Source organism: Actinoallomurus liliacearum, from assembly GCF_039542035.1.
GTDB lineage: Bacteria > Actinomycetota > Actinomycetes > Streptosporangiales > Streptosporangiaceae > Actinoallomurus > Actinoallomurus liliacearum.
Window position 1 is genome coordinate 1 of record NZ_BAABHJ010000006.1, and the last position, 20,052, is coordinate 20,052.

The following is a 20,052-nucleotide window of genomic DNA, read 5'->3' on the forward strand; positions in this document are numbered from 1 at the left end:
TTGACACACACTCTTGTTGTTCGCGTTCACTATGCGGTTCCCGGGACACGGCCGGGAACACGACCCCGAGACCGGTCTCATTTGATCGTTTCGGTGGTTATGGCGAAGGGGAAACACCCGGTCCCATTCCGAACCCGGTAGTTAAGCCCTTCAGCGCCGATGGTACTGCACTGGAGACGGTGTGGGAGAGTAGGACGCCGCCGGACACTTACATAGATCAGGAAAGCCCGCCAGAATTGCTCTGGCGGGCTTTCCTGCGTTCAGAGGTCATGGCCGGCGAAGAGCAGCCTCCCGCCGGGTGCCACGGCCTCCAGCAGGCCGTGCGGCGCCGGGTGGTCCGGCTGGTGGCGAAGCGGGAAGTACTGGGCGGACACCCGGTCGAATGCGCCGGCTGGAGGGGGCATGGCGGTCACGTCGGCGCAAGCCGATGCCACACGGCCGGTGACGTCCGTGGCTGCGGTGGCGGCGCGTTCCAGGGCGGTCCGGGAGAGGTCGACCGCGGCGCCGGGCCTGGAGCTGCTGTTGCCACTGACCAAGGCGTACCGGGTGCCGCTCGACGAACTCGTCGGGGCGCCGGTCGCCGGCGCCACCCGGGTGTACCCTCAGCCGTTCACTCACAACGGCATGACCGTCGTCCCGCTGACCCGCTGACCCGCTGACCCGCTGACCCGGCGGGGCCGCAGGCGTTCGAGCAGATCCTTCCCGCGGGCCTGGCCGAGGGAGAACCCGCCCCCGCTCGCACGAGGGGAACCACTGGCTGTACGTCCTCAACGGACGACTACGCCTCGTCTTCGGTGACCACGACCTGGTCCTCACGGCCGGCGAGGTCGCCGAGTTCGACACCCACCTCCCGCATCGGTTCGGCAACGCCGACGCGCGGCCGGTGGAGTTCCTGAGCATCCTCGGTCCCTAGGGGGAACGGGTCCACATCAGAGCCCGCTACCGGCCCGCCTGACCCCCTGGGACGCCTGCACGGTGAAGATGTGCCGTCTCGGACGGGGAGATCCCGCCCCGGACGGCTCCGACCGGCTCAGGGGCGGGGACGGAGGGTGTCGATCGCCGTGCGCAGCTCCTCGACGCGCTGTTCGAGCGTGGCGACCGCCTTGGCGGCCTCCTCGTCCTGCGCCGCCCACTGGGTGAGCGCGCCGACCTGCTCCTCGACCGCGGCGACGCGCCGGCCGAGCTCGGCCGTGAACTCCTCCGAGGGCGCCGCCGCGAACTGCGTGCGCAGCAGCTCCGACTGCTCACGGAGCTGCTGGTTCTTCCGGTACAGCTCGACGAAGACCGAGACCTTCGTGCGCAGCACCCAGGGGTCGAACGGCTTGGAGATGTAGTCCACGGCGCCGGCGGCGTACCCCCGGAAGGCGTAGTCCGGATCGGCGTCCGCGGCGGTCAGGAAGATGATCGGCACTTCGCGGGTCTTCCGGCGCCGTTTGATCGCGCGGGCGATCTCGAAGCCGTCCATCCCGGGCATGACGATATCGAGAAGGATCACCGCGAAGTCGTTCGTCAGCAAGGCTCGCAGAGCCTCTTCCCCCGAACGCGCGCGGATCATGTTCTGGTCCAGTGAACTGAGGATCGCCTCCAGTGCTACGAGGTTCTCCTCACGGTCATCGACCAGAAGAATGTTCGCCTTCTCGGCCACAGTCAGCCCTCCATCACGTGCGTGGCCGGTTGAGCCACGCCCTCATGATGTCAAGAAGGTGGTCGGCGTCGACAGGCTTGGGTACGTAGTCCGACGCACCGGACTCGATGCTCTTCTCCCGGTCGCCCTTCATGGCCTTGGCCGTCAGGGCGATGATCGGCAGGTCGGCGAACTGCGGCATCCGCCGGATGGCCTCCGTCGTGGCGTAGCCGTCCAGCTCCGGCATCATCACGTCCATGAGGACGAGATCGACGTCCTCGTTGCGGTCGAGCGTGTCGATGCCCTCCCGGCCGTTCTCGGCGTACAGGACCTCGATGCCGTACTGCTCCAGCACGCAGGTCAACGCGAAGATGTTGCGGACGTCGTCGTCGACGATGAGGATCTTGCGGCCGGACAGCACCTCGTCGTCAATGGGCGAGGACTCGTACTCCTCGTCCTGCTCGAGGACCTCGAACGACGGCGCCTCGACGGGCGGGGGCGGCAGCGGCCGGCGCCGTTCCTCGCGTACGGGCGCGGCCGTGTCGGCGGCGTTCTCGAGGTAGCGGGCCGGCAGGTAGAAGGTGAACGTGCTGCCCTCACCCGGGCGGCTGGCGACGTGGATCTCCCCGCCGAGCAGCTGGGCGATGTCGCGGCTGATGGACAGGCCCAGGCCGGTCCCGCCGTACCGGCGGCTCGTCGTGCCGTCGGCCTGCTGGAACGCCTCGAAGATGGCCCGCAGGTTGTGCTCGTCGATGCCGATGCCCGTGTCGCTGACGGCGAACCCGATGACCTCGGGGGCGCGGGCGAGGACCGGGTCGATGAACTCCACCCCGTTCGCCCGCCGGATGGTCAGCCGCACCTCGCCGGTGGCGGTGAACTTCACCGCGTTCGACAACAGGTTCCGCAGCACCTGCTGGATCCGCTGCTCGTCGGTGTAGAGGTGCTCGGGCAGTCCGGGCTCGGCGTACACGTCGAAGCTGAGGCCCTTGTCGGCGGCCAGCGGCCGGAAGTTCGCGTCGACGAAGTCGACGAGCTCGCCGAGCGACACCCGCTGCGGGACCAGCTCCATCTTGCCCGCCTCGACCTTCGACAGGTCGAGGATGTCGTTGATGAGGCGCAGCAGGTCGCTGCCCGACTCGTGAATCGTCTTGATCAGCTCGACCTGCTTGGGTGTCAGGTTCTTGTCCGGGTTGCCGGCCAGGAGCTTGGCGAGCACGAGCAGGCTGTTGAGCGGAGTGCGCAGCTCGTGCGACATGTTCGTCAGGAACTCGGACTTGTACCGCGAGGACTGGGCGAGCTGTTCGGCGCGCTCCTCGAGCGTGCGGCGGGCCTGCTCGATCTGGAAGTTCTGCATCTCGATCGCGCGGTTCTGCTTCGCCAGCAGCGCCGCCTTCTCTTCCAGCTCGGCGTTGGAGCGCTGCAGCTCCTCCTGCTGGCGCTGCAGCTCGCTGGAACGGTCCTGTAGCTCCGCCGTGAGCCGCTGGGACTCGCCCAGCAGCGCCTCCGTACGGGAGTTCGCCGTGATCGTGTTGATCGTGACGCCGATCGTCTCCACGAACTGGTCGAAGAACGCCAGGTGCACCTCGCTGAACGGGCTGAACGAGGCCAGCTCGATCGCCCCGAGGACGCGGCTCTCGAACAGGATCGGCAGCACGATCAGGTTGACCGGCGACGCCTGCCCCAGGCCCGTGCCGACGGTGACATAACCGGCCGGCAGGTCGTGCACGAAGATCGCCTTGTGCTCCATGGCGGCCTGGCCGACGAGGCCGTCGCCCAGGCGGAACCGCACCTTCTCGATCTTGTCCTGGCTGAGGCCGTACCCCGTCTTCAGCACGAGCTCCGGCGCGCCGTCATCGGCCTCCTCGGCGAGGTAGAACGCGCCGTACTGGGCGGAGGACAGCGGCGTGACCTCGCTCATGATCAGCCGGGCGACCTCCATCAGGTCGCGGTGGCCCTGCATCAGTCCGGCGATCCGGGCGAGGTTGGTCTTCAGCCAGTCCTGCTGCTGGTTGGCGCGGGTGGTCTCGCGGAGGTTCGCCACCATGAGGTTGACGTTGTCCTTGAGCTCGGCGACCTCGCCGCGGGCCTCGACCGAGACGGACCCGGTGAGGTCGCCGCGGGCGACCGCGCTCGCCACGGACGCGATCGCGCGTACCTGACGGGTCAGGTTGCTCGCCAGCTCGTTCACGCTCTCGGTCAGGCGCTTCCACGTGCCCGAGACGCCCTCGACCTCGGCCTGCCCGCCGAGCCGCCCCTCGCTGCCGACCTCGCGCGCCACCCGGGTCACCTCGCCGGCGAACGACGAGAGCTGGTCGACCATCGTGTTGATCGTCGTCTTCAGCTCCAGGATCTCGCCCTGGGCGTCGACGTCGATCTTCTTGGACAGGTCGCCGTTGGCGACCGCCGTGGTGACCTGGGCGATGTTGCGGACCTGGCTGGTCAGGTTGTCCGCCATGGAGTTGACGTTGTCGGTGAGGTCCTTCCAGACGCCGCTGACGCCGCCGACCTTGGCGCGCCCGCCGAGGCGGCCCTCCGTACCGACCTCGCGCGCCACCCGCGTGACCTCGTCGGCGAACGAGGACAGCTGGCCGACCATCGTGTTGAGGGTGTCCTTGAGCTGGAGGATCTCGCCCTGCGCGTCGACCGTGATCTTCTTGGTCAGGTCCCCGCCGGCGACGGAGGTGGCGACCTGGGCGATGTTGCGGACCTGGCTGGTCAGGTTGCCGGCCATGGAGTTGACGTTGTCGGTGAGGTCCTTCCAGACGCCGCTGACGCCGCTGACGCGGGCCTGGCCGCCCAGCCGGCCCTCCGTGCCCACCTCGCGGGCCACGCGGGTCACCTCGTTGGCGAAGGCCGACAGCTGGTCGACCATCGTGTTGAGGGTGTCCTTGAGCTGGAGGATCTCGCCCTGCGCGTCGACCGTGATCTTCTTGGACAGGTCGCCGTTGGCGACGGAGGTGGCGACCTGGGCGATGTTGCGGACCTGGGCGGTGAGGTTCCCCGCCATGGAGTTGACGTTGTCGGTGAGGTCCTTCCAGACGCCGCTGACGCCGCTGACGCGGGCCTGGCCGCCCAGCCGGCCCTCCGTGCCCACCTCGCGGGCCACGCGCGTGACCTCGTCGGCGAACGACGAGAGCTGGTCGACCATCGTGTTGACGGTCTCCTTCAGCTCCAGCAACTCACCGGTCGCCTCGACCGTCACCTTCCGGGTCAGGTCGCCCCGCGCCACCGCCGTCGTCACGAGGGCGATGTCGCGGACCTGACCGGTCAGCCGGCTCGCCATCGCGTTGACCGCGCCGGTGACGTCCCGCCAGCGGCCGGACATCTCGCGCGGCGTCGCCTGCCCGCCGAGCCGGCCCTCCGCGCCGACCTCCCGGGCGAGCTGCGTCACCTCCGCGGCGAACTCGTCGAGGTGCTCGACCATGCGGTTGACGCCCGACCCCATCCGCAGCAGCTCGCCGCGCCAGGGCCGCGTTCCGGTGTCGAGCTCGATGCGCTGGCTCAGATCGCCGTCGGCCACCGCGTCGACGACGCGCGCCATCGCGGTCGTGGACTGCACGAGCGTGTCGATCAGCGCGTTGGCCGCGGCGTTGCCCGTCGCCCAGGTGCCCTCGCCGCCCGCTCTCAGCCGCTCGTCGATCCGTCCTTCGTGGCGAACCTCACGTTGAACCCGTACGAGCTCGCCGGTGAGATGAGAAGCGCGCTCCTGAGCCTCGTTGAAGGCTCCGGCGATCTCGCCGAGTATGCCGTCACGCGAAGGATCGAGCCGCACGTCGAAGTCGCCGTCGCGCAGCGCGCACAACGCGTCGAGCATCGACCGTAGATCGGTCTCCGCGTACCTGGCGCGGGTCGGCGAATGGGACGTGCTCCGAGGCATTGATTCCTCCTAGCCTTCCACGCGTCGTGGCCGGGGGTCTGTACAGTCCACCCAGTGCATCTGCCACGATGGCAGCGTCCTGCATCCCCGAGACGAATCCAAGTGGCCGTGGAGAGCAACCAAAAGACGTACACGACCTTTCCGCCGGAGGTCGCTTCTGTCGCGGCCGCACGGCGCTTCGTGGGGGAGACTCTTAGAGGCTGGGGCGTCGATGACGTGGACGACGCCATGCTACTCACCAGCGAACTCGTTACGAACGCAATCGTCCACGCCGGTACCGAGGTCGTGGTGGTCTGCGAGCTCATCGGCGGCCAGGTCAGGGTGGAGGTCCACGACCGGCATCAGGCCCGGCGCGTGCCCGTGCCCGGCGATCAGGTGAGCGGCCGTGGCCTGCTGTTCCCCGAGACGCTCGCGACCTCCTGGGGCGTGACGTACGGCTCCGGCGGCAAGCACGTCTGGTTCACCGTCCCCGGCACCGGCGCCGCGGAGCAGACGCCGCCCCCCATGCCCGCCGAGGAGCTCGTCACCGCGCCGCAGGCCGCCCGCCCCACCGTCGACCAGCTCGCCCAGCGCGCGGCACAGGCCGCGCAGGACGCCATGGGCGCCGACTGCGTGTACGTCCTGCTCGCCGACGACGACGCCGAGCTGAGCCTGCGGGCGACGGCCGGCGTACGCCCCGAGGGCGCGGCGCTGGAGATCGGCCTGGAGGGCGCGCCGGTCGGCGGCCGGGGCGTGTACGCGGACCTGGGCGGCAGTCCGTACAACCTGCCGGCGCTCCAGGCCGCCGGGATCCGCTCGCTCGTCACCGCGCCGTTCACCGTCGACGGGCGGGCGATCGGGCTGCTGATCGCCGCCTCCCGCGACGCCGGGCACTTCACCGAGGACGACGTCGAACGCCTCCAGCGGATCGCCGACCGCCAGGCCCCCTCGCTCGAGCGCGCCCGCCTCATGGAGCTCGAACGCGCCCGCCGGGGCTGGCTGGGCTTCCTCGCCGAGGCGAGCAGCATGCTCGCCGGCACGCTCGACCAGCAGATGACGATGGCACTGGTCACCCAGCTCATCGTTCCCCGCCTGGCCACCTGGGCCGCGGTGTTCACCGTCCGCGAAACCGGCCTGGCGCTGCCCGCGTACGCCTGGCACGCCGACGAGACGATGGTCGCCGACCTGCGCACGCTGCTCGACCTGCTGCCGCCCGCGCCGCCGCCCGCCGAGCCCGGCCCCTGGGAGGGGTTCACGCCGGCGCCGTCCGGCGACCTGCCCCCGACCGCGCACCGGGTGACCGGTGACGTCGCCCACGTCTTCCCGCTGCTGGCGCGGGGCCGCAGCATCGGAACGCTCGTCGTCGGCGGCCCGAAGGGCGCGCGCTTCACCCGAGACGCGCTCGAACTCACCGAGGATCTCGCCGGCCGGGCCGCCCTCGCCATCGACAACGCCCGCCTGTACGAGGAGCAGGCGGCCATGAGCCGCACCCTCCAGCGCAGCCTCCTGCCACCCGGCATCCCCACGATCCCCAACCTGGACGTCGCGGTCGTGTACGACCCGGCAGGCGAGCACAGCGAGGTCGGCGGCGACTTCTACGACGTCTTCAACGTCGGCACGCGCTGGCGGTTCGCCATCGGCGACGTGTGCGGCACCGGCCCCGAGGCCGCCGCGGTCACCGGGCTCGCCCGGCAGGGCCTGCGGATCCTCGGCCGTGAGGGGCACTCGATCCCCGAGGTGCTCGAACGCCTCAACGCGCTGATCCTGGAGGAGGCGACCCGCGCCCCGTTCCTCACCCTCCTGCACGGCGAGCTGGAGCCGCTCGGCGACGGCCGGTTCCGTGTGACGTACGCCACGGCCGGCCACCCGCCGCCGCTGTTCCTGAACCCGAGCGGCATCGTCAAGGGCGAGGACCACTCCGACCTGATGCTCGGCGTCTTCCCCGAGGCGACGTTCGAGGTGAAGACCACGATCCTCAAACCCGGGCACGTCCTGCTCGGCTTCACCGACGGCGTGACCGAGCGACGCAACGGCGACCGGTTGCTGGGCGACGACGGCGGCCTCGAACGCATCCTCGCGAGCTGCGTCGACCTGAACGCCGGCGCGGTCGCGGCCAAGGTCATGCGCGCCGTCCGCGGCTTCTCCCCGGAACCCTCCCACGACGACACCGCCCTGATCGTCCTCCGCGTCGAGGAGTGACCTGCGCCGGCCGGCAGAACACGCCGGCCAGGGGCGGCCCGTACGGCCGCGGAGCGAAGCCACCGGCCGTCCCGCAGGCACCAGCCGGTTCAACGGCTGTCCGCAGGCACCAGCCGGTTCAGCGGCGCTTCCCGTCGGCACCCACCGTCCCGTCGGCCGCCAACGTCCCGTCGGCACCACCGTCCCGTCTGCGATCGCCGGCGCGCTGCCCGCCCTGAGCAGGCGACCGTGTCGTCCGGGGTCAGCCCGAGCAGCGGACGGCCGAAGGTGTGGTCGATGGACAGCAGATCCGACTCGGCAACGGATCATCACGCCCGGTCCCGGCTCCGCTTCAGGCCCCAGCGGTCCCGTCGGCATCGGCCTCCACCGCACCGGCCTCGTCAGCACCGGCGGTCTCGTCTGTCCCGTGAGCACCGGCAGCGCTCGCCGGGCGGGCGGACGGCCGGCGTCGGTGGGGGGCGGCGGCCTCGTACCCGCCGAGGTGCGCGTCGAGGTCGAGGCGGTCGCGCATCGCCTCAACACGACCCGCGGTGGCAGCGCCGATCCGGGGCGTTCAGGCGCACGACCTCCCAGCGGCCGGGGCCGTTCGCGGGTCAGTGCCGGCGCAGACCTTCGCGGATGGCGGTCTCGACGGGGGAGTACGCGCCGTCGGCGCGCTCCAGCTCATTGGGTACGGCCGGGTGCAGCGGCGGCTGCGCCATGAAGCGGGGCCGTTTCCCGTGATGCGGCTGGGCGGCGTGGACGAGGAACGGGTGGCACAGGTAGACGTCGCCGGGCCGCCCCGTCGCGTACGCGAGGGGCCGGTGCGCGGACGCCGCCTCGACCTCGGCCGCGACCGCGAACATGGACACGCCCTCCTCGCCGTACGGCTCAAGGATCGGCGGGACGTCCAGGTGCGAGCCGACGCGGACGCGGGTGGGCGCATCCTGTTCCCCGACCTCGCTGAACAGGAACGCATGAGCAGCGCGCGGTCCTTCGACCGCACGTTCACGTGATTCCAGGTGACCCCGTCCAGCGAGTAGCTCGACTCGATGTGCCACCCGGCGTCGTCCGGCTCGTCCTCGTGCGGGAACCGCAGCGGGAACGTCCCCAGCGACCGGCGCGGCACCCAGCGCCCCGGGCCGACGAGTCGGTCGAACGCGTCGTGCAGGGCAGGCGTGTTCGCCGCCTCGGCGAACGGCTCGGCGGCCATGCCCCCGACCCGGTACACCGGCTCGGCCCAGGTCGCGGGGTCATCCGGGGCATAGCCCGTCTCCGCCCAGAGCAGCTCCGCACACGCCCGCGCCGTACCCTCCGGAACCGCCTGCTCGACCTTCACGAGCCCGTCCCGCAGGAACGCTTCGACCATCGCATCACTCACGACCCGCCATTTTCCGCAACGCAGATCCGGAAAGCACCCGGTTTTCCTGGTGGCGCCCGGACACACGTAGATCCCTGGCGATCGCAGCGCTCTAGCGTCACCGGACGCCAGGGATCAGCGACGTGCCGGGCACGCCGGCATCCCGATCTCGGGTCATGCGATCTCTGCGATGTGGCGGAGGAGACAGCCGGGGCGAGGGCAGGGGCGGGGCCAGCCGGCCCAGCCGTTCCTGCGCAGGACGAGGGCGACCTGGGCGGCGACGTGGCACGGGCGCTCGGTGACGTCGCGCCATCCGTAGCGCAGCGGATCACGACCCTCGACGACGGCCGCGTTGTCCCGGCTCATGTCCCGGAACCTCGTCTCGTGCCGGTGAATCCGACCGTCCAGGTGGACGACCGTCGCGTGCCCGCCGTAGTCGACGTCGTCGTAGATCGTTCCTTCCCCGAGGCTCCGCCTGATCTGTCGGCTGCCCGCGGGCAGTCCATGCGCGCGCTCGACCTCTCGGTAGTACCGAAGCTCGAACAGGTTGTGCGCGCCGTCGTCGGCGTCCTCCAGGGCGTACTGGAGCTCGCGCCGGTGCCGGACCTTCCTCCGCGCCCGTAACGCCGCCGCCAGCCGCTCTGGCGTGGTGAGCCGGCTGCCGCAGGCCCGGCTCAGCCAGTCGATGGCCGTATCGAGGTCCGGAGCGGTCTGAGTGAGGTCCAGAACGGTGTCCTCGACGCGCGTGCGCGGCGGCGATTGGGCGGGATGCCGCCGGTCGGCGAGATGCGCCGAGAAGTGCACGCGAATCCCCGGCGCCGCCACCGGACGACGCCGCCCGTCCGGAACCGTCACATGGATGACCGCGGAGGGCCGATCGGCCAGACCGTACAGCTCGGCGGCGGTCTCATGGCTGAGGACGGCATCGGGGGAGTGCCGCACCCCGGGTTCGAGACGCGGCCTGCGGCTGCACGCCAGGACCGCCGCCCACAGCTCGGCCGCCCGCGCGAGGTCGCCGTTGACCGTCGCGCACACCCCTGGATACCGGACCGCCCACCGGCGGGCCTGGATGAGGGTGCGCACCGCGCTATCCGGCGTCCCGTGCTCGCGGAGCTGCCACCGCGCCACCACCCCGGCCTGCGCCCGGATGAGCAGGACGAGGTCGGGATCCATAGGCGGACGACGTTTCGGCATGCCCACTACGTTGGCGGCCTCGCGAGCCGTCCACGAGCCCCGAAGGTGGTTCTGTGGACGGACGGCCTGCCCGCAGGCACGACCCTCTGGCGATCGCTGCGTTCTATCGGCTGCGATCGCCAGGGATCAGACTTCGTCGCCCGCTGCTACGCGTCGATCGTGGGATCGCAGTGAAGATCCGCTACTTCTACGCAGTTGCCGTTCTGGTAGGTGTGAGAGCTCGTGCGCCACTCCGCGCGAGACAGGTCGGGGGTCATCTCGCGCCTCCCTCCACCGTCAGGTCAGGTTCTTAAGTGCTGATTCGATCATAATCCGGCTGCGATCGGTGTTCTCGGCCTCGGCCATGAGGTGATCGAAGGAGTTGGCGTACGGGAGGACCTCCATGGGATCGGCGACGTAGAAATTCCCGCCGATCGTCTCCACGTTCACCACATCCAAGTCCGTGTGCTGGTGGAAGCCCAGGATGCTGAACGACCCGACCATCCCGGGATGGGCGCCCCGGCGGTAGGGGATCACTTGGACCGAGGTCTTCGGGTGTTCGGAGACGTCCAGTAGGTGGTGCAGTTGGGCACGCATGACCTCGGATCCGCCTACGGACCGTTGGATGACGGACTCGTCGATCACCACCCAGAGTTGGGGTCGATCCGCCTTGTCCAGGATCTTCTGTCGGATCATTCGTACTTCGACGCGACGAGAGATCTCCTCATCGTCGAGATCTTGAGGTCCGCCCTGGATCAGGGCGTGGGCATAGTCGGCCGTTTGCAGCAGCCCTGGCACGGACGCGAGGTCGAAGTTGCGTACGGACGTGGCCTCTGATTCGAGGCCAATGTAGATCTCGTACTGGTGAGGGACGACGTCTCGGTAGGCGTACCACCATCCCCGCTTGCGGGCGTCCTTGGCGAGTTGCACGAGGCCGTCCCGTCGGCCGGGTTCGGTGACGCCGTACAGCTCGACCATCAGGCGGACGTCGTTCGGGTGCGGGGTCGTGCGCCCGGTCTCGATGCGGAAGACCTTCGTCTGATGCCAGTCCAGGCGTTCGGCCACCTGCTCCTGAGTGAGCTGTGCGGCTTCGCGGAGGCGCTTCAATTCGGCGATGAGTTGGCGGCCCCGAATGCTCGGGCTGTGACCTGCGGGCATGAATTGTTCCTCCGGTCATGATCCTTTGACGGTCTCCGTTGTGCAGGGCTGCACGGTGGTGCTATCCATTGGAGTGCTCTGTAACAGTGTGTCATTATTCGATCTCTCTACGTGAGGGAACGAAAGGGCCGGAGGATGCGCGATGACGGCTGACGCGACGCGTTATCGGCTGCTGACCGCACTCGCCTGGCACCTCGCCGCGCTGAGACGCACGTCGCTGATCGTCGTACCGAGCCATGGAGAGCCGGTCCTGTACCTGCCGAGACGGGATGGAACCAAGCTCGGTATCGCGGCGGGGCCGCGGGACGATGGCGCGTGGGACTTCCTCTGGGGCCGCACGGGCAGGGCAGGAGCCGAGCCCGTCATCGCGGCCGCCCACCTGATCGCCAAGGCGGCCGCGTGATGGCCCCCGGCATGCTGGGAGCGATCACCATTCAGGGCCGTCCCGAAGAGGTCGCCACGGCGCGCTGGTTCGTCGCCCGCGTCCTGCGGGAGCATCCGCACGCTGACACGGCGGTCCTGCTGACCAGCGAGGCGGTGACCAACGCCGTCGTCCACACCGCCTCCGGCGATGGCGGAACCGTCTCGGTCAGGCTGACCGAGGGCTCAGGCGGCCTGCGTGTCGAAATCGCCGACGACGGCGGGCCGACGATTCCAACCCCACGCTTGGCCGACCAGTTCTCCGAGGGCAGCCGGGGCCTGTTCCTGATCGCGGAACTCGCCGTCCGAAGCGGCTACACGCCGACCGGTCGTGGCGGCATGTACTGGTTCGAGCTCTGAGTGATTCCAGCCTGATCCCTGGCGATCGCTGCGTTCTATCGGCTGCGATCGCCAGGGATCAGGCTCGTCGCCCGCTGGTCGGGAGTTACGCCTCTCCTGTCGTCTGATCCCCCCTGGCGATCGCTGTGCTCTGGGCGCACCGTTGGCCAGGAGTCTGTGGTCAGGCCTCGAAGAGGTGCTCCGTCTCGGCGTTCAGGAGGTCGAGCAGGCGGGCGGTGAAGTAGACCGTTCCCAGGCCCACGATCCGCTCGCCCAGGGAGGCGAGGCGCTCTCGGGTCAGCTGCGTGTCGTCCATGACCGTCCAATGGGGCGGCAGCGGGTGGGTGAATCGCAGGTGCCGGTATTCCGGCAGCCGTACGTAGGTCACGGGGAGGTCGGCCAGCTCGGCGATGACGCCGGCGACGTCCTTGTGGTCGGGCAGGCAGACGAGGACGTGGTCGACGCCGCCCCAGCGTGCGTACGCCTCGGCCAGCGCCGTGGCGGCGCCCGACCGGTCGATCGCCGAATCGATCAGGATCGTCGTGCCGGGCAGCCGGTGCCAGGACAGGCGGCCGGGGAGCCGTACGGAGGACAGCACGCGGTGCAGCCGGTCGGGCGACGGCTGCGGGCGTCCCACCGCGTCGAGCAGGCGCTCGGCGGCGGCGCAGCCGAGCTCCGCGTTCCGCCGCCCGTACGCGGCCGGCAGGACGGCCTCGGGCAGGCCGCTCGGGCCGATCACCTCCGGTTTCACCCGGTCGTGGGTGCGGGCGGCGACGGTCGTCGCGATCGCCTCGGTGACGGGCGGGCTCTGGGGGAGGGAGACGACGGCGGAGGTGGTCGCGGCCGTGACACCCGCCTTGTTCGCCGCGATCTCGGCAGGGGAGTCGCCGAGGACGCCGACGTGCTCGGCGAAGACCTCGGTCATGGCGACGACGTCCGGGGCGAACAGGCTGACCTCGTCGGAGACGCCGCCCATGCCGGCCTCGAGGACGATGACGTCGGCGCCGACGGCTCGCGCGTGCAGCACACCCGCGATCGTGAACAGGCCGCTCGGCGACAGGTAGCCCGCGCCGCTCCGCCGTTCGGGCAGGCGCCGGGTCGCGTCGCGGATGCGCTCGCCGAGCCGGGCCAGGTCGGTGTCGGAGATCGCGGCGCCGTCGACGCGGATGCGTTCGCGCTCCCGGCGCAGGGCCGGGCTGGTGACCGTGACGACGCGGTACCCGGCCGCGGCGAGGGCGGCGGAGGCGTAAGTGGCGGCCGTGCCCTTGCCCTTCGAACCGACCACGGTCAGCACCGGCGTCCCGGCGGTGCCGGCGTCCAGCGCGCGGACGAGAAGGCCCGCGCGCTCGACGCTCCGCCTGGCACTGGGGCCGCGCCGGTCCCACTCCGCGAAGAACGCGTCGCTCCCATCGGTCACCCTCCGACCATAGCGACGAGCGGAGGTGGTCGGCCGAGGCCTGATCATGGGTCGGCTCGGAAGGCCGATGGCGCCACCGCGTCGCCCGGCGGGCGGCAACGCTCGGTGAAAGCCCGCTCTGCCGGGTGAATCGTCCCGACAGCGGGCCTGATTCCAGCGGCTTCGCCGAGGCCTGCGGCCGTTTCAACGCCGGCCACACCACCGGTGACAGGACGCCGGCTCGTGACCCCGCATACCGGTGATGAAGGCGGCCGGCTGTCGGCGGGCTCACGTGGACGGGGTCGGGGATCATGCCGGTCTGACTCAAGGGCGGCGCGTTAGTAGGCTGCTGGGGTGAGTGCGACCAGGTATGAGGAGGCCGTCAAGGGCATCAAAGCCCGGGGGGTCGAATGGGACATCGATCCCACGTTGGACCGGATGCGTGATCTGGCGGACGTTCTCGGGTCGCCGCAGCGGGCGTACCCCGTCATCCACGTCACCGGGACGAACGGCAAGTCCAGCACGGCCCGGATGATCGAGACGCTGTTGCGGGAGCGGGGGCTGCGGGTCGGCCTCTACACCAGTCCCGAGCTGCACTCGATGCGCGAGCGGATCGCGATCGACGGGGCGCCGGTGAGCGAGGAGCGGTTCGCCGACCTGTACGCGGACGTCCTGCCGTTCATCGAGCTGACCGACGCCAAGCACGACGTGAAGGTGTCGTTCTTCGAGACGCTGACCGCGATGGCGTTCGCCGCGTTCGCCGACGCGCCGGTCGACGTCGCCGTCGTCGAGGTGGGCATGGGCGGCACCTGGGACGCGACCAACATCGCCGATGGGACGGTGGCGGTGATCACGCCGATCGGTCTCGATCACACCCGCTGGCTCGGGTCCACGGTGGAGGAGATCGCGACGGAGAAGGCCGGGATCATCAAGCCCGACTCGATCGCCGTGCTCGCCCAGCAGCCGGTCGAGGCGGCGCAGGTGCTGGTGCGGCGCGCCACCGAGGTCGGGGCGACCGTCGCCCGAGAGGGGCTGGAGTTCGGCGTCCTGGGCCGCGAGATGGCGGTGGGCGGGCAGCTCGTGCGGCTGCAGGGACTGCACGGCGTGTACGACGAGGTGTTCCTGCCGTTCTTCGGCGCGCACCAGGCGGGCAACGCGGCGTGCGCGCTGGCCGCGGTGGAGGCGTTCGCGCGGGGTCGCGCGACCGGTGAGTCGGAGACCGACAGCGACCAGCTCGACCCCGAGCTCGTGCGCCAGGCGTTCGTCAACGCGACGTCGCCAGGACGGCTGGAGGTCGTACGGACGGGACCGACCGTGCTGGTCGACGCCGCGCACAACCCGGCCGGTATGGCGGCCACCGTCGAGGCTCTGACGGAGGAGTTCGGGTTCACCCGGTTGGTCGGCGTGCTGGCGGTGATGGCCGACAAGGACGTGGCCGGCCTGCTCGAGGAGCTCGAGCCGGTGCTGGAGGAGGTCATCGTCACCCGCAACTCCTCCGCCCGGTCGATGCCGGCCCAGGAGCTGGCGGACCTGGCGCAGGACGTCTTCGGCGAGGATCGGGTGCGCCTGGTGTCCCGGCTGGACGACGCGATCGACCAGGCCATCACGCTGGCCGACGAGTCCGGGGAGTTCGCGGGCGCCGGTGTGCTGATCACCGGGTCGGTCACGACGGCGGGCGACGCCCGCGTGCTGCTGCGGGTGGGCGAGTGACCCGCCGTACGGGTGCGGGGAAGAAGGGGGCCGGCCGGTGAGGAGACTGTGCGCCGTCATGCTCACGCTGCAGGCGGTGGTGACCTTGCTGGCGATCCCCGTGGCGATCTCGGTCGCGCACACGGACGCGACGAGGGCCGGGATCGTGGGAGGCGCCCTGGCCCTCGCGGGACTGCTGATCGCCGGGCTGCTGCGGTACCGCTGGGCCTACGTCGCGGGCAGTGTGCTCCAGATTCTGGTCATTGCGACGGGATTCGTGGTTCCGGTGATGTTTTTCCTCGGTGTCATATTCGGCGCGCTCTGGGCGGCGTCGATTTGGGTCGGTCGCCGGGTGGAAGGCGCACAACCGCGCTAATCTCGCGGGTGGCCTTTCCAATCGTCCCGTATCGCTAATCTTTACAAATGCCAAAAAGTCGACAATTGGCGTAAAGCGCTCCTTTGGCGGGCGGGACCGATGATCTCCTGAGGAGATTCCGGATGTCCACGCCCCCCGGAAAGATGTCCGCGCCCCCCGGAAGACGGGACGCCGCCGGATTCGCCGTGCTGCTGACCGTCGTCGTCACGGCGGTCCCCGCGGCGGTCGTCGTGCTGCCCGACACGGCGTCGTACGTGATGCCGCAGGCGCTCCGCGACCTCGGCCTGTCCGACGGCCAGGCGGCCGGGCTGGTCCGTGCCTGCGGCCTGGCGCTGCCCGCCCTCCTTCTCGCGACCCCGCCCGCGGCCGCGCTGGTCCGCCGCGTGCCCGCCTGGCTCGTGCTGTTCGCGGGGCTCGCCGTCCTGCTCGGCGCCCAGGCGTTCTCGGTGCACGCGACGTCCGTCCCGGAGGTCGCCGCCGTACGGCTGGCCGAGGGCGCCGGTGGCGGAGTCGTCTTACCGGCCACCCTGGCGCTGGCCCGGGAGCAGCGGCGCCGCCGCACGGCGTCCTCCGTCTGGGCCGGCGTCCTCGTCGCGGCGCTCCTGCTGGCCACGCCGCTCGCGCTGGCCGCGACGGCCGGCTCGGACCCCGACGGGGTGGAGTGGCGGGCGATCCTGCGCCCGTACTGGTGGCTGAGCGCGATCGCCCTGGTCGGCACCGCCCTGCTCGGGCTGCTGAGGAAGGGTTCGGACGCCCGCGCCGTCCCGCCGCCCGCCTCGCGCGCGGAGCGTGTGCAACTGCTGCTGCCGGTCGTGCCCGCGGCCGGGTTCGCGTTCCTGGCGGTGGTCACGACGTACGACTGGTCGCCGGGGGCGCAGTTGCTGCTGGCGGCCTGCGGGATCGCCGGGCTGCTCGGGCTCGCCGTGGTCGGCTCCCGCGACGCGACCACCGGCAGCCCGCTCGGGTACGCCGTCGTCATGCTGGCCGCAGGCCTGCTGACCATGCCGGTGACCGGGCCGCTCGCCGGGCTGGTCGGCGGCCGGGCCGTGCCGCTGACGGCTTTCCTGGCGGGCGCGGCGGGGGCGCTGGCCGCCGCCCTCCTGGCGGGTTCGCTCGGCCGGGGCGCGGGCCGCGGCGCGGTGTTGTGCGGGTACGGCCTGGGCATCGTCGCGATCTTTCTCCTGCTGACCATGGGGGCGGCGGCGAGCCTGTGGACGCTGCTGACCGCGCTGTGCGCGCTCGGCGCGGGAACGGGCCTGGCGGTCGGGGCCGCGCTGCGCCACACCGAGGCGGGCCCGGCCCTGTTCGGCCTGTCGCTGTGCTTCCCGGCGGTGCTCGGCGGCCACCTCGTCGTCGGGCCCCTGCAGATCGCGAAGGTCGGCGCCGTCACCCGGGCGGGCGGCGGTCCGATGGCGGCGCTGTACGCCCTGACCGCGGCGTACCGGCTGTGGCTCGTGGCGGCGGGCGTCATCGTGGTGGTCCTGGCGGCCGTGACCGCGTGGGTGAGCCGGACCCGCGCGGGACGCTCCCCGGCCGGCCCCGCGGACTCGGACGGAGCGGCGCTGCCGGCCGGGTAAGATCGCACCGATATGCGGCAGCCCGGCCGTGGCGACCTGCGCGGATACGGCCAGGGCCTCGGCCGGCCGGTGGCCTCCCGCCGCGACGGGCGGGCCGTGGCCCACGCTGAAGATCGCACCCGGTAGACCAAGGAGAATCACCCGTGTCCGAACGCACTCTTGTCCTCGTCAAGCCCGACGGCGTGCGCCGCGGCCTCGTCGGGGACGTCATCGCGCGCATCGAGCGCAAGGGCCTCAAGCTCGCCGCCCTGGAGCTCCGTACGCTGGAGCGCGAGGTCGCCGAGACGCACTACGAGGAGCACCGGGAGAAGCCGTTCTTCGGCTCGCTGGTGGAGTTCATCACGGGCGGTCCGCTCGTCGCGATCGTGGTCGAGGGGCCGCGCGCGATCGAGGCGTTCCGCGCCCTGGCCGGCGCCACCGACCCGGTCGTCGCCGCGCCCGGAACGATCCGCGGGGACCACGCGTTGGAGATCCAGGAGAACGTCGTGCACGGCTCCGACTCGCCCGCGTCCGCCGAGCGCGAGATCAAGCTGTTCTTCCCCGACCTTTTCTGAACATTGGTCGCATAACCGCGCGGGCCGGGTACCTACGGCCCGCGCGTTTGTTTTCCCAGGCCCGACGCCCGGTACGGACCTGACCCGGAGCACGACGCGCGGGATCGGGTCTGCGTCAACCTGGATCTCTCGCGTTACCATGAGAATGCGTTCCGCACGCCCGCCAATCCGGAAGGGCTCCCTTTCTTCATGGGTAACAAGCTGTCGTTCCTGGGCCGTGACATGGCAGTCGATCTGGGCACGGCGAACACCTTGGTCTATGTGCGCGGTCGGGGCATCGTTCTGAACGAGCCGTCGGTCGTCGCGATCAACACCAACACGGGCAAGATCGTGGCGGTGGGCATCGAGGCCAAGCGGATGATCGGCCGTACCCCGGGCAACATCGTCGCGGTCCGTCCGCTCAAGGACGGCGTGATCGCTGACTTCGACGTCACTGAACGCATGCTGCGGTACTTCATCCAGAAGGTCCATAAACGCCGACATTTCGCCAAGCCGCGGATCGTCGTGGCCGTGCCCAGCGGGATCACGGGCGTCGAGCAGCGCGCCGTGAAGGAGGCCGGCTACCAGGCCGGCGCCCGGCGGGTGTACATCATCGAGGAGCCCATGGCCGCCGCGATCGGCGCCGGCCTGCCCGTGCACGAGCCGACGGGCAACATGGTCGTCGACATCGGGGGCGGCACCACCGAGGTCGCGATCATCTCGCTCGGCGGCATCGTGACGAGCCAGTCGATCCGGGTGGGCGGCGACGAGCTCGACCAGGCGATCATCTCCTACGCGAAGAAGGAGTACTCCCTGATGCTCGGGGAGCGCACCGCGGAGGAGATCAAGATGGCGATCGGGTCGGCGTACCCGTTCGACGACGAGCCGCACGCCGAGATCCGCGGCCGCGACCTCGTCAGCGGCCTGCCGAAGACGATCGTCATCTCCGCCGAGGAGATCCGCCGCGCCATCGAGGAGCCGGTCAACTCGGTCGTCGACGCGGTCAAGACCACGCTCGACAAGTGCCCGCCCGAGCTGTCCGGCGACATCATGGACCGCGGCATCGCGCTCACCGGCGGGGGCGCCCTGCTGAAGAACATCGACGAACGGCTCCGGGAAGAGACCGGCATGCCGATCCACATGGTCGACAACCCGCTCGACTCGGTCGTCCTCGGCTCCGGTAAGTGTGTCGAGGACTTCGAGGCGCTGCGCCAGGTCCTTGTGCCCGAACCACGACGTTAGGGAACCGGCCGGTGAACGACACCCGGCGAACGCGCGCCGTCCTCGGGATCCTGCTGCTGATCTCTCTGGCCATGATCACCGTCGACTACCGCGGGGGCGAAGACTCACCGCTGCGCGGGCTGCGTTCCTTCGGTGAGGCGATCTTCGGGCCGATCGAGGACGCGTCGGCGGCCGTCATCACGCCGGTCGGGCACGCGCTGGACACGATCATCGGCAGCCCGGACGCCCACCGGCGCATCAACCGGCTCGAACGCGAGAACCAGCGGCTGCGCCAGCAACTGCGCGCCACGCAGATCGACAAGAGCCGTGCCGAGCAGCTCCACCAGTTGCTCGGCACCGCCGGTCTCGGCGGCTACCGGATCGTCGCCGCGCAGGTCATCTCGGCCGGAGAGGGCGTCGAGGAGACCGTCACCATCGACGCCGGCAGCGGGGACGGCGTCCGTGCCGACATGACGGTGATCACCGGTGACGGCCTCGTCGGACGGATCACCCGCGTCGGGCCGACCACCTCGACGGTGCTGCTGGCCACCGACGCGGCCTCCTCGGTCGGCGGGCGGCTCGAGGGCTCGGGGGAGATCGGCGTCGTGCGCGGGACCGGCCGGCGCAGCGGCTCCCCGCTCACCTTCGAGCTCCTGGACTCCACCGTGGAGATCAAACCGGGCCAGCGCATCGTCTCGTTCGGCTCGCAGGGCAACCGGCCGTACGTCCCGGGGGTCCCGATCGGCACCGTCATCCGCATCGAGCGGACGCCGGGATCGCTGACCCGGACCGCCGTCGTCCGCCCGTTCACGCACTTCACCGGCCTCGACGTCGTGGGCGTGGTCGTGGCGCCGCCGAAGAAGAACCCGCGCGACGCCGTCCTGCCCCCGGCCCCGCCCAAGCCGCCGCCCAGTCCGTCCCCGTCCCCGTCCAACCCGGGACCGGCCGCCTCGACCGCGCCGCGACGCGAGTCCTCGCCCCCGCAGGCGATGCCGAGCGCGGAGGAGTCCGCATCCGCCGGACCGTCCAGAGCGCGCAGGTCGGCCACGTCGACCGAGGCACCGAGATCGCGCAGCACGCTGACGTCCACCGAAGAACCGAGGCAGCGCAGACCGCGCAGGCCGCGCACGCCGCACGCGTCGGGAGACTGAA

Annotated in this window: 19 protein-coding genes and 1 rRNA gene; 12 read left to right on the forward strand and 8 right to left on the reverse strand. The window is 70.8% G+C overall.

Annotated elements, in window-relative coordinates; all coding sequences use genetic code 11:
• Window positions 1-89 precede the first annotated feature (89 nt).
• A 5S ribosomal RNA gene (rrf, locus tag ABD978_RS13650) occupies window positions 90-206 on the forward strand.
• 54 nt (window positions 207-260) lie between these two features.
• Here rrf and ABD978_RS13655 read toward each other — a convergent pair.
• A complete protein-coding gene (locus tag ABD978_RS13655; protein ID WP_345353702.1) occupies window positions 261-404 on the reverse strand; it encodes a hypothetical protein in 144 nt (47 codons plus the stop codon).
• On the opposite strand from ABD978_RS13655, the gene ABD978_RS13660 reads away from it, so the two are divergent.
• Window positions 403-651 (forward strand): hypothetical protein, encoded by a 249-nt coding sequence (locus tag ABD978_RS13660; RefSeq protein WP_345353703.1) that lies wholly within the window; start codon window positions 403-405, stop codon window positions 649-651. The genes ABD978_RS13655 and ABD978_RS13660 overlap by 2 nt on opposite strands.
• 106 nt (window positions 652-757) lie before the next feature.
• Window positions 758-913, forward strand: coding sequence for a cupin domain-containing protein (locus ABD978_RS13665; protein WP_345353881.1), 156 nt, complete (start codon window positions 758-760; stop codon window positions 911-913).
• Window positions 914-1,030: 117 nt separating this feature from the next.
• Here ABD978_RS13665 and ABD978_RS13670 read toward each other — a convergent pair whose 3' ends face one another.
• Together ABD978_RS13670 and ABD978_RS13675 are read right to left on the reverse strand one after the other, a co-directional pair.
• Complete coding sequence (locus ABD978_RS13670; protein WP_345353704.1) at window positions 1,031-1,645, reverse strand: response regulator; 615 nt, start codon at window positions 1,643-1,645, stop codon at window positions 1,031-1,033.
• A gap of 13 nt (window positions 1,646-1,658) precedes the next feature.
• Window positions 1,659-5,501 carry a HAMP domain-containing protein gene (locus tag ABD978_RS13675; protein ID WP_345353705.1) on the reverse strand — a complete coding sequence of 1,281 codons (3,843 nt, stop codon included), beginning with the start codon at window positions 5,499-5,501 and terminating at the stop codon, window positions 1,659-1,661.
• A 108-nt stretch (window positions 5,502-5,609) separates the two neighbouring features.
• Here ABD978_RS13675 and ABD978_RS13680 point away from each other — a divergent pair, with 108 nt between their 5' ends.
• Window positions 5,610-7,679 carry a SpoIIE family protein phosphatase gene (locus ABD978_RS13680; protein WP_345353706.1) on the forward strand — a complete coding sequence of 690 codons (2,070 nt, stop codon included), beginning with the start codon at window positions 5,610-5,612 and terminating at the stop codon, window positions 7,677-7,679.
• A gap of 593 nt (window positions 7,680-8,272) precedes the next feature.
• Here ABD978_RS13680 and ABD978_RS13685 read toward each other — a convergent pair.
• From ABD978_RS13685 to ABD978_RS13695, 4 genes are all read right to left on the reverse strand, one after another.
• Complete coding sequence (locus tag ABD978_RS13685) at window positions 8,273-8,719, reverse strand: phytanoyl-CoA dioxygenase family protein (RefSeq protein WP_345353707.1); 447 nt, start codon at window positions 8,717-8,719, stop codon at window positions 8,273-8,275.
• 473 nt (window positions 8,720-9,192) lie between these two features.
• Window positions 9,193-10,212, reverse strand: coding sequence for a hypothetical protein (locus ABD978_RS13690; RefSeq protein WP_345353708.1), 1,020 nt, complete (start codon window positions 10,210-10,212; stop codon window positions 9,193-9,195).
• Between the two features lie 146 nt (window positions 10,213-10,358).
• A complete protein-coding gene (locus ABD978_RS43870) occupies window positions 10,359-10,469 on the reverse strand; it encodes a DUF397 domain-containing protein (RefSeq protein WP_364405406.1) in 111 nt (36 codons plus the stop codon).
• A 19-nt stretch (window positions 10,470-10,488) separates the two neighbouring features.
• Window positions 10,489-11,349, reverse strand: coding sequence for a helix-turn-helix domain-containing protein (locus ABD978_RS13695; RefSeq protein ID WP_345353709.1), 861 nt, complete (start codon window positions 11,347-11,349; stop codon window positions 10,489-10,491).
• A gap of 142 nt (window positions 11,350-11,491) precedes the next feature.
• On the opposite strand from ABD978_RS13695, the gene ABD978_RS13700 reads away from it, so the two are divergent.
• Together ABD978_RS13700 and ABD978_RS13705 are read left to right on the forward strand one after the other, a co-directional pair.
• Window positions 11,492-11,752: a hypothetical protein gene (locus ABD978_RS13700; RefSeq protein WP_345353710.1), complete on the forward strand. Its 261-nt coding sequence runs from the start codon at window positions 11,492-11,494 to the stop codon at window positions 11,750-11,752.
• On the forward strand, window positions 11,752-12,129 hold the full coding sequence (locus ABD978_RS13705) for an ATP-binding protein (protein ID WP_345353882.1): 378 nt from the start codon (window positions 11,752-11,754) through the stop codon (window positions 12,127-12,129). Before ABD978_RS13700 ends, ABD978_RS13705 begins: the two co-directional genes overlap by 1 nt.
• Window positions 12,130-12,289: 160 nt before the next feature.
• On the opposite strand, the gene ABD978_RS13710 is transcribed toward ABD978_RS13705, so the two are convergent.
• Window positions 12,290-13,525: a hypothetical protein gene (locus ABD978_RS13710; protein WP_345353711.1), complete on the reverse strand. Its 1,236-nt coding sequence runs from the start codon at window positions 13,523-13,525 to the stop codon at window positions 12,290-12,292.
• A 333-nt stretch (window positions 13,526-13,858) separates the two neighbouring features.
• On the opposite strand from ABD978_RS13710, the gene ABD978_RS13715 reads away from it, so the two are divergent.
• The 6 genes from ABD978_RS13715 to mreC all read left to right on the forward strand — a co-directional run bounded on the left by ABD978_RS13715 (window position 13,859) and on the right by mreC (window position 20,051).
• Window positions 13,859-15,214, forward strand: coding sequence for a bifunctional folylpolyglutamate synthase/dihydrofolate synthase (locus ABD978_RS13715; protein ID WP_425550712.1), 1,356 nt, complete (start codon window positions 13,859-13,861; stop codon window positions 15,212-15,214).
• 37 nt (window positions 15,215-15,251) lie between these two features.
• The gene (locus tag ABD978_RS13720) at window positions 15,252-15,569 is read left to right on the forward strand and encodes a DUF4233 domain-containing protein (RefSeq protein ID WP_345353712.1); all 318 of its coding nucleotides are present in this window, start codon (window positions 15,252-15,254) and stop codon (window positions 15,567-15,569) included.
• A gap of 122 nt (window positions 15,570-15,691) precedes the next feature.
• Complete coding sequence (locus ABD978_RS13725) at window positions 15,692-17,146, forward strand: hypothetical protein (RefSeq protein ID WP_345353713.1); 1,455 nt, start codon at window positions 15,692-15,694, stop codon at window positions 17,144-17,146.
• Between the two features lie 143 nt (window positions 17,147-17,289).
• Entirely contained in the window at window positions 17,290-17,700 is a 411-nt protein-coding gene (ndk, locus tag ABD978_RS13730; RefSeq protein WP_345353714.1) for a nucleoside-diphosphate kinase, read from the forward strand.
• A gap of 189 nt (window positions 17,701-17,889) precedes the next feature.
• A complete protein-coding gene (locus tag ABD978_RS13735) occupies window positions 17,890-18,921 on the forward strand; it encodes a rod shape-determining protein (protein WP_364405421.1) in 1,032 nt (343 codons plus the stop codon).
• An 11-nt stretch (window positions 18,922-18,932) separates the two neighbouring features.
• Window positions 18,933-20,051 carry a rod shape-determining protein MreC gene (gene mreC, locus ABD978_RS13740; protein WP_345353715.1) on the forward strand — a complete coding sequence of 373 codons (1,119 nt, stop codon included), beginning with the start codon at window positions 18,933-18,935 and terminating at the stop codon, window positions 20,049-20,051.
• Window position 20,052: the final 1 nt, after the last annotated feature.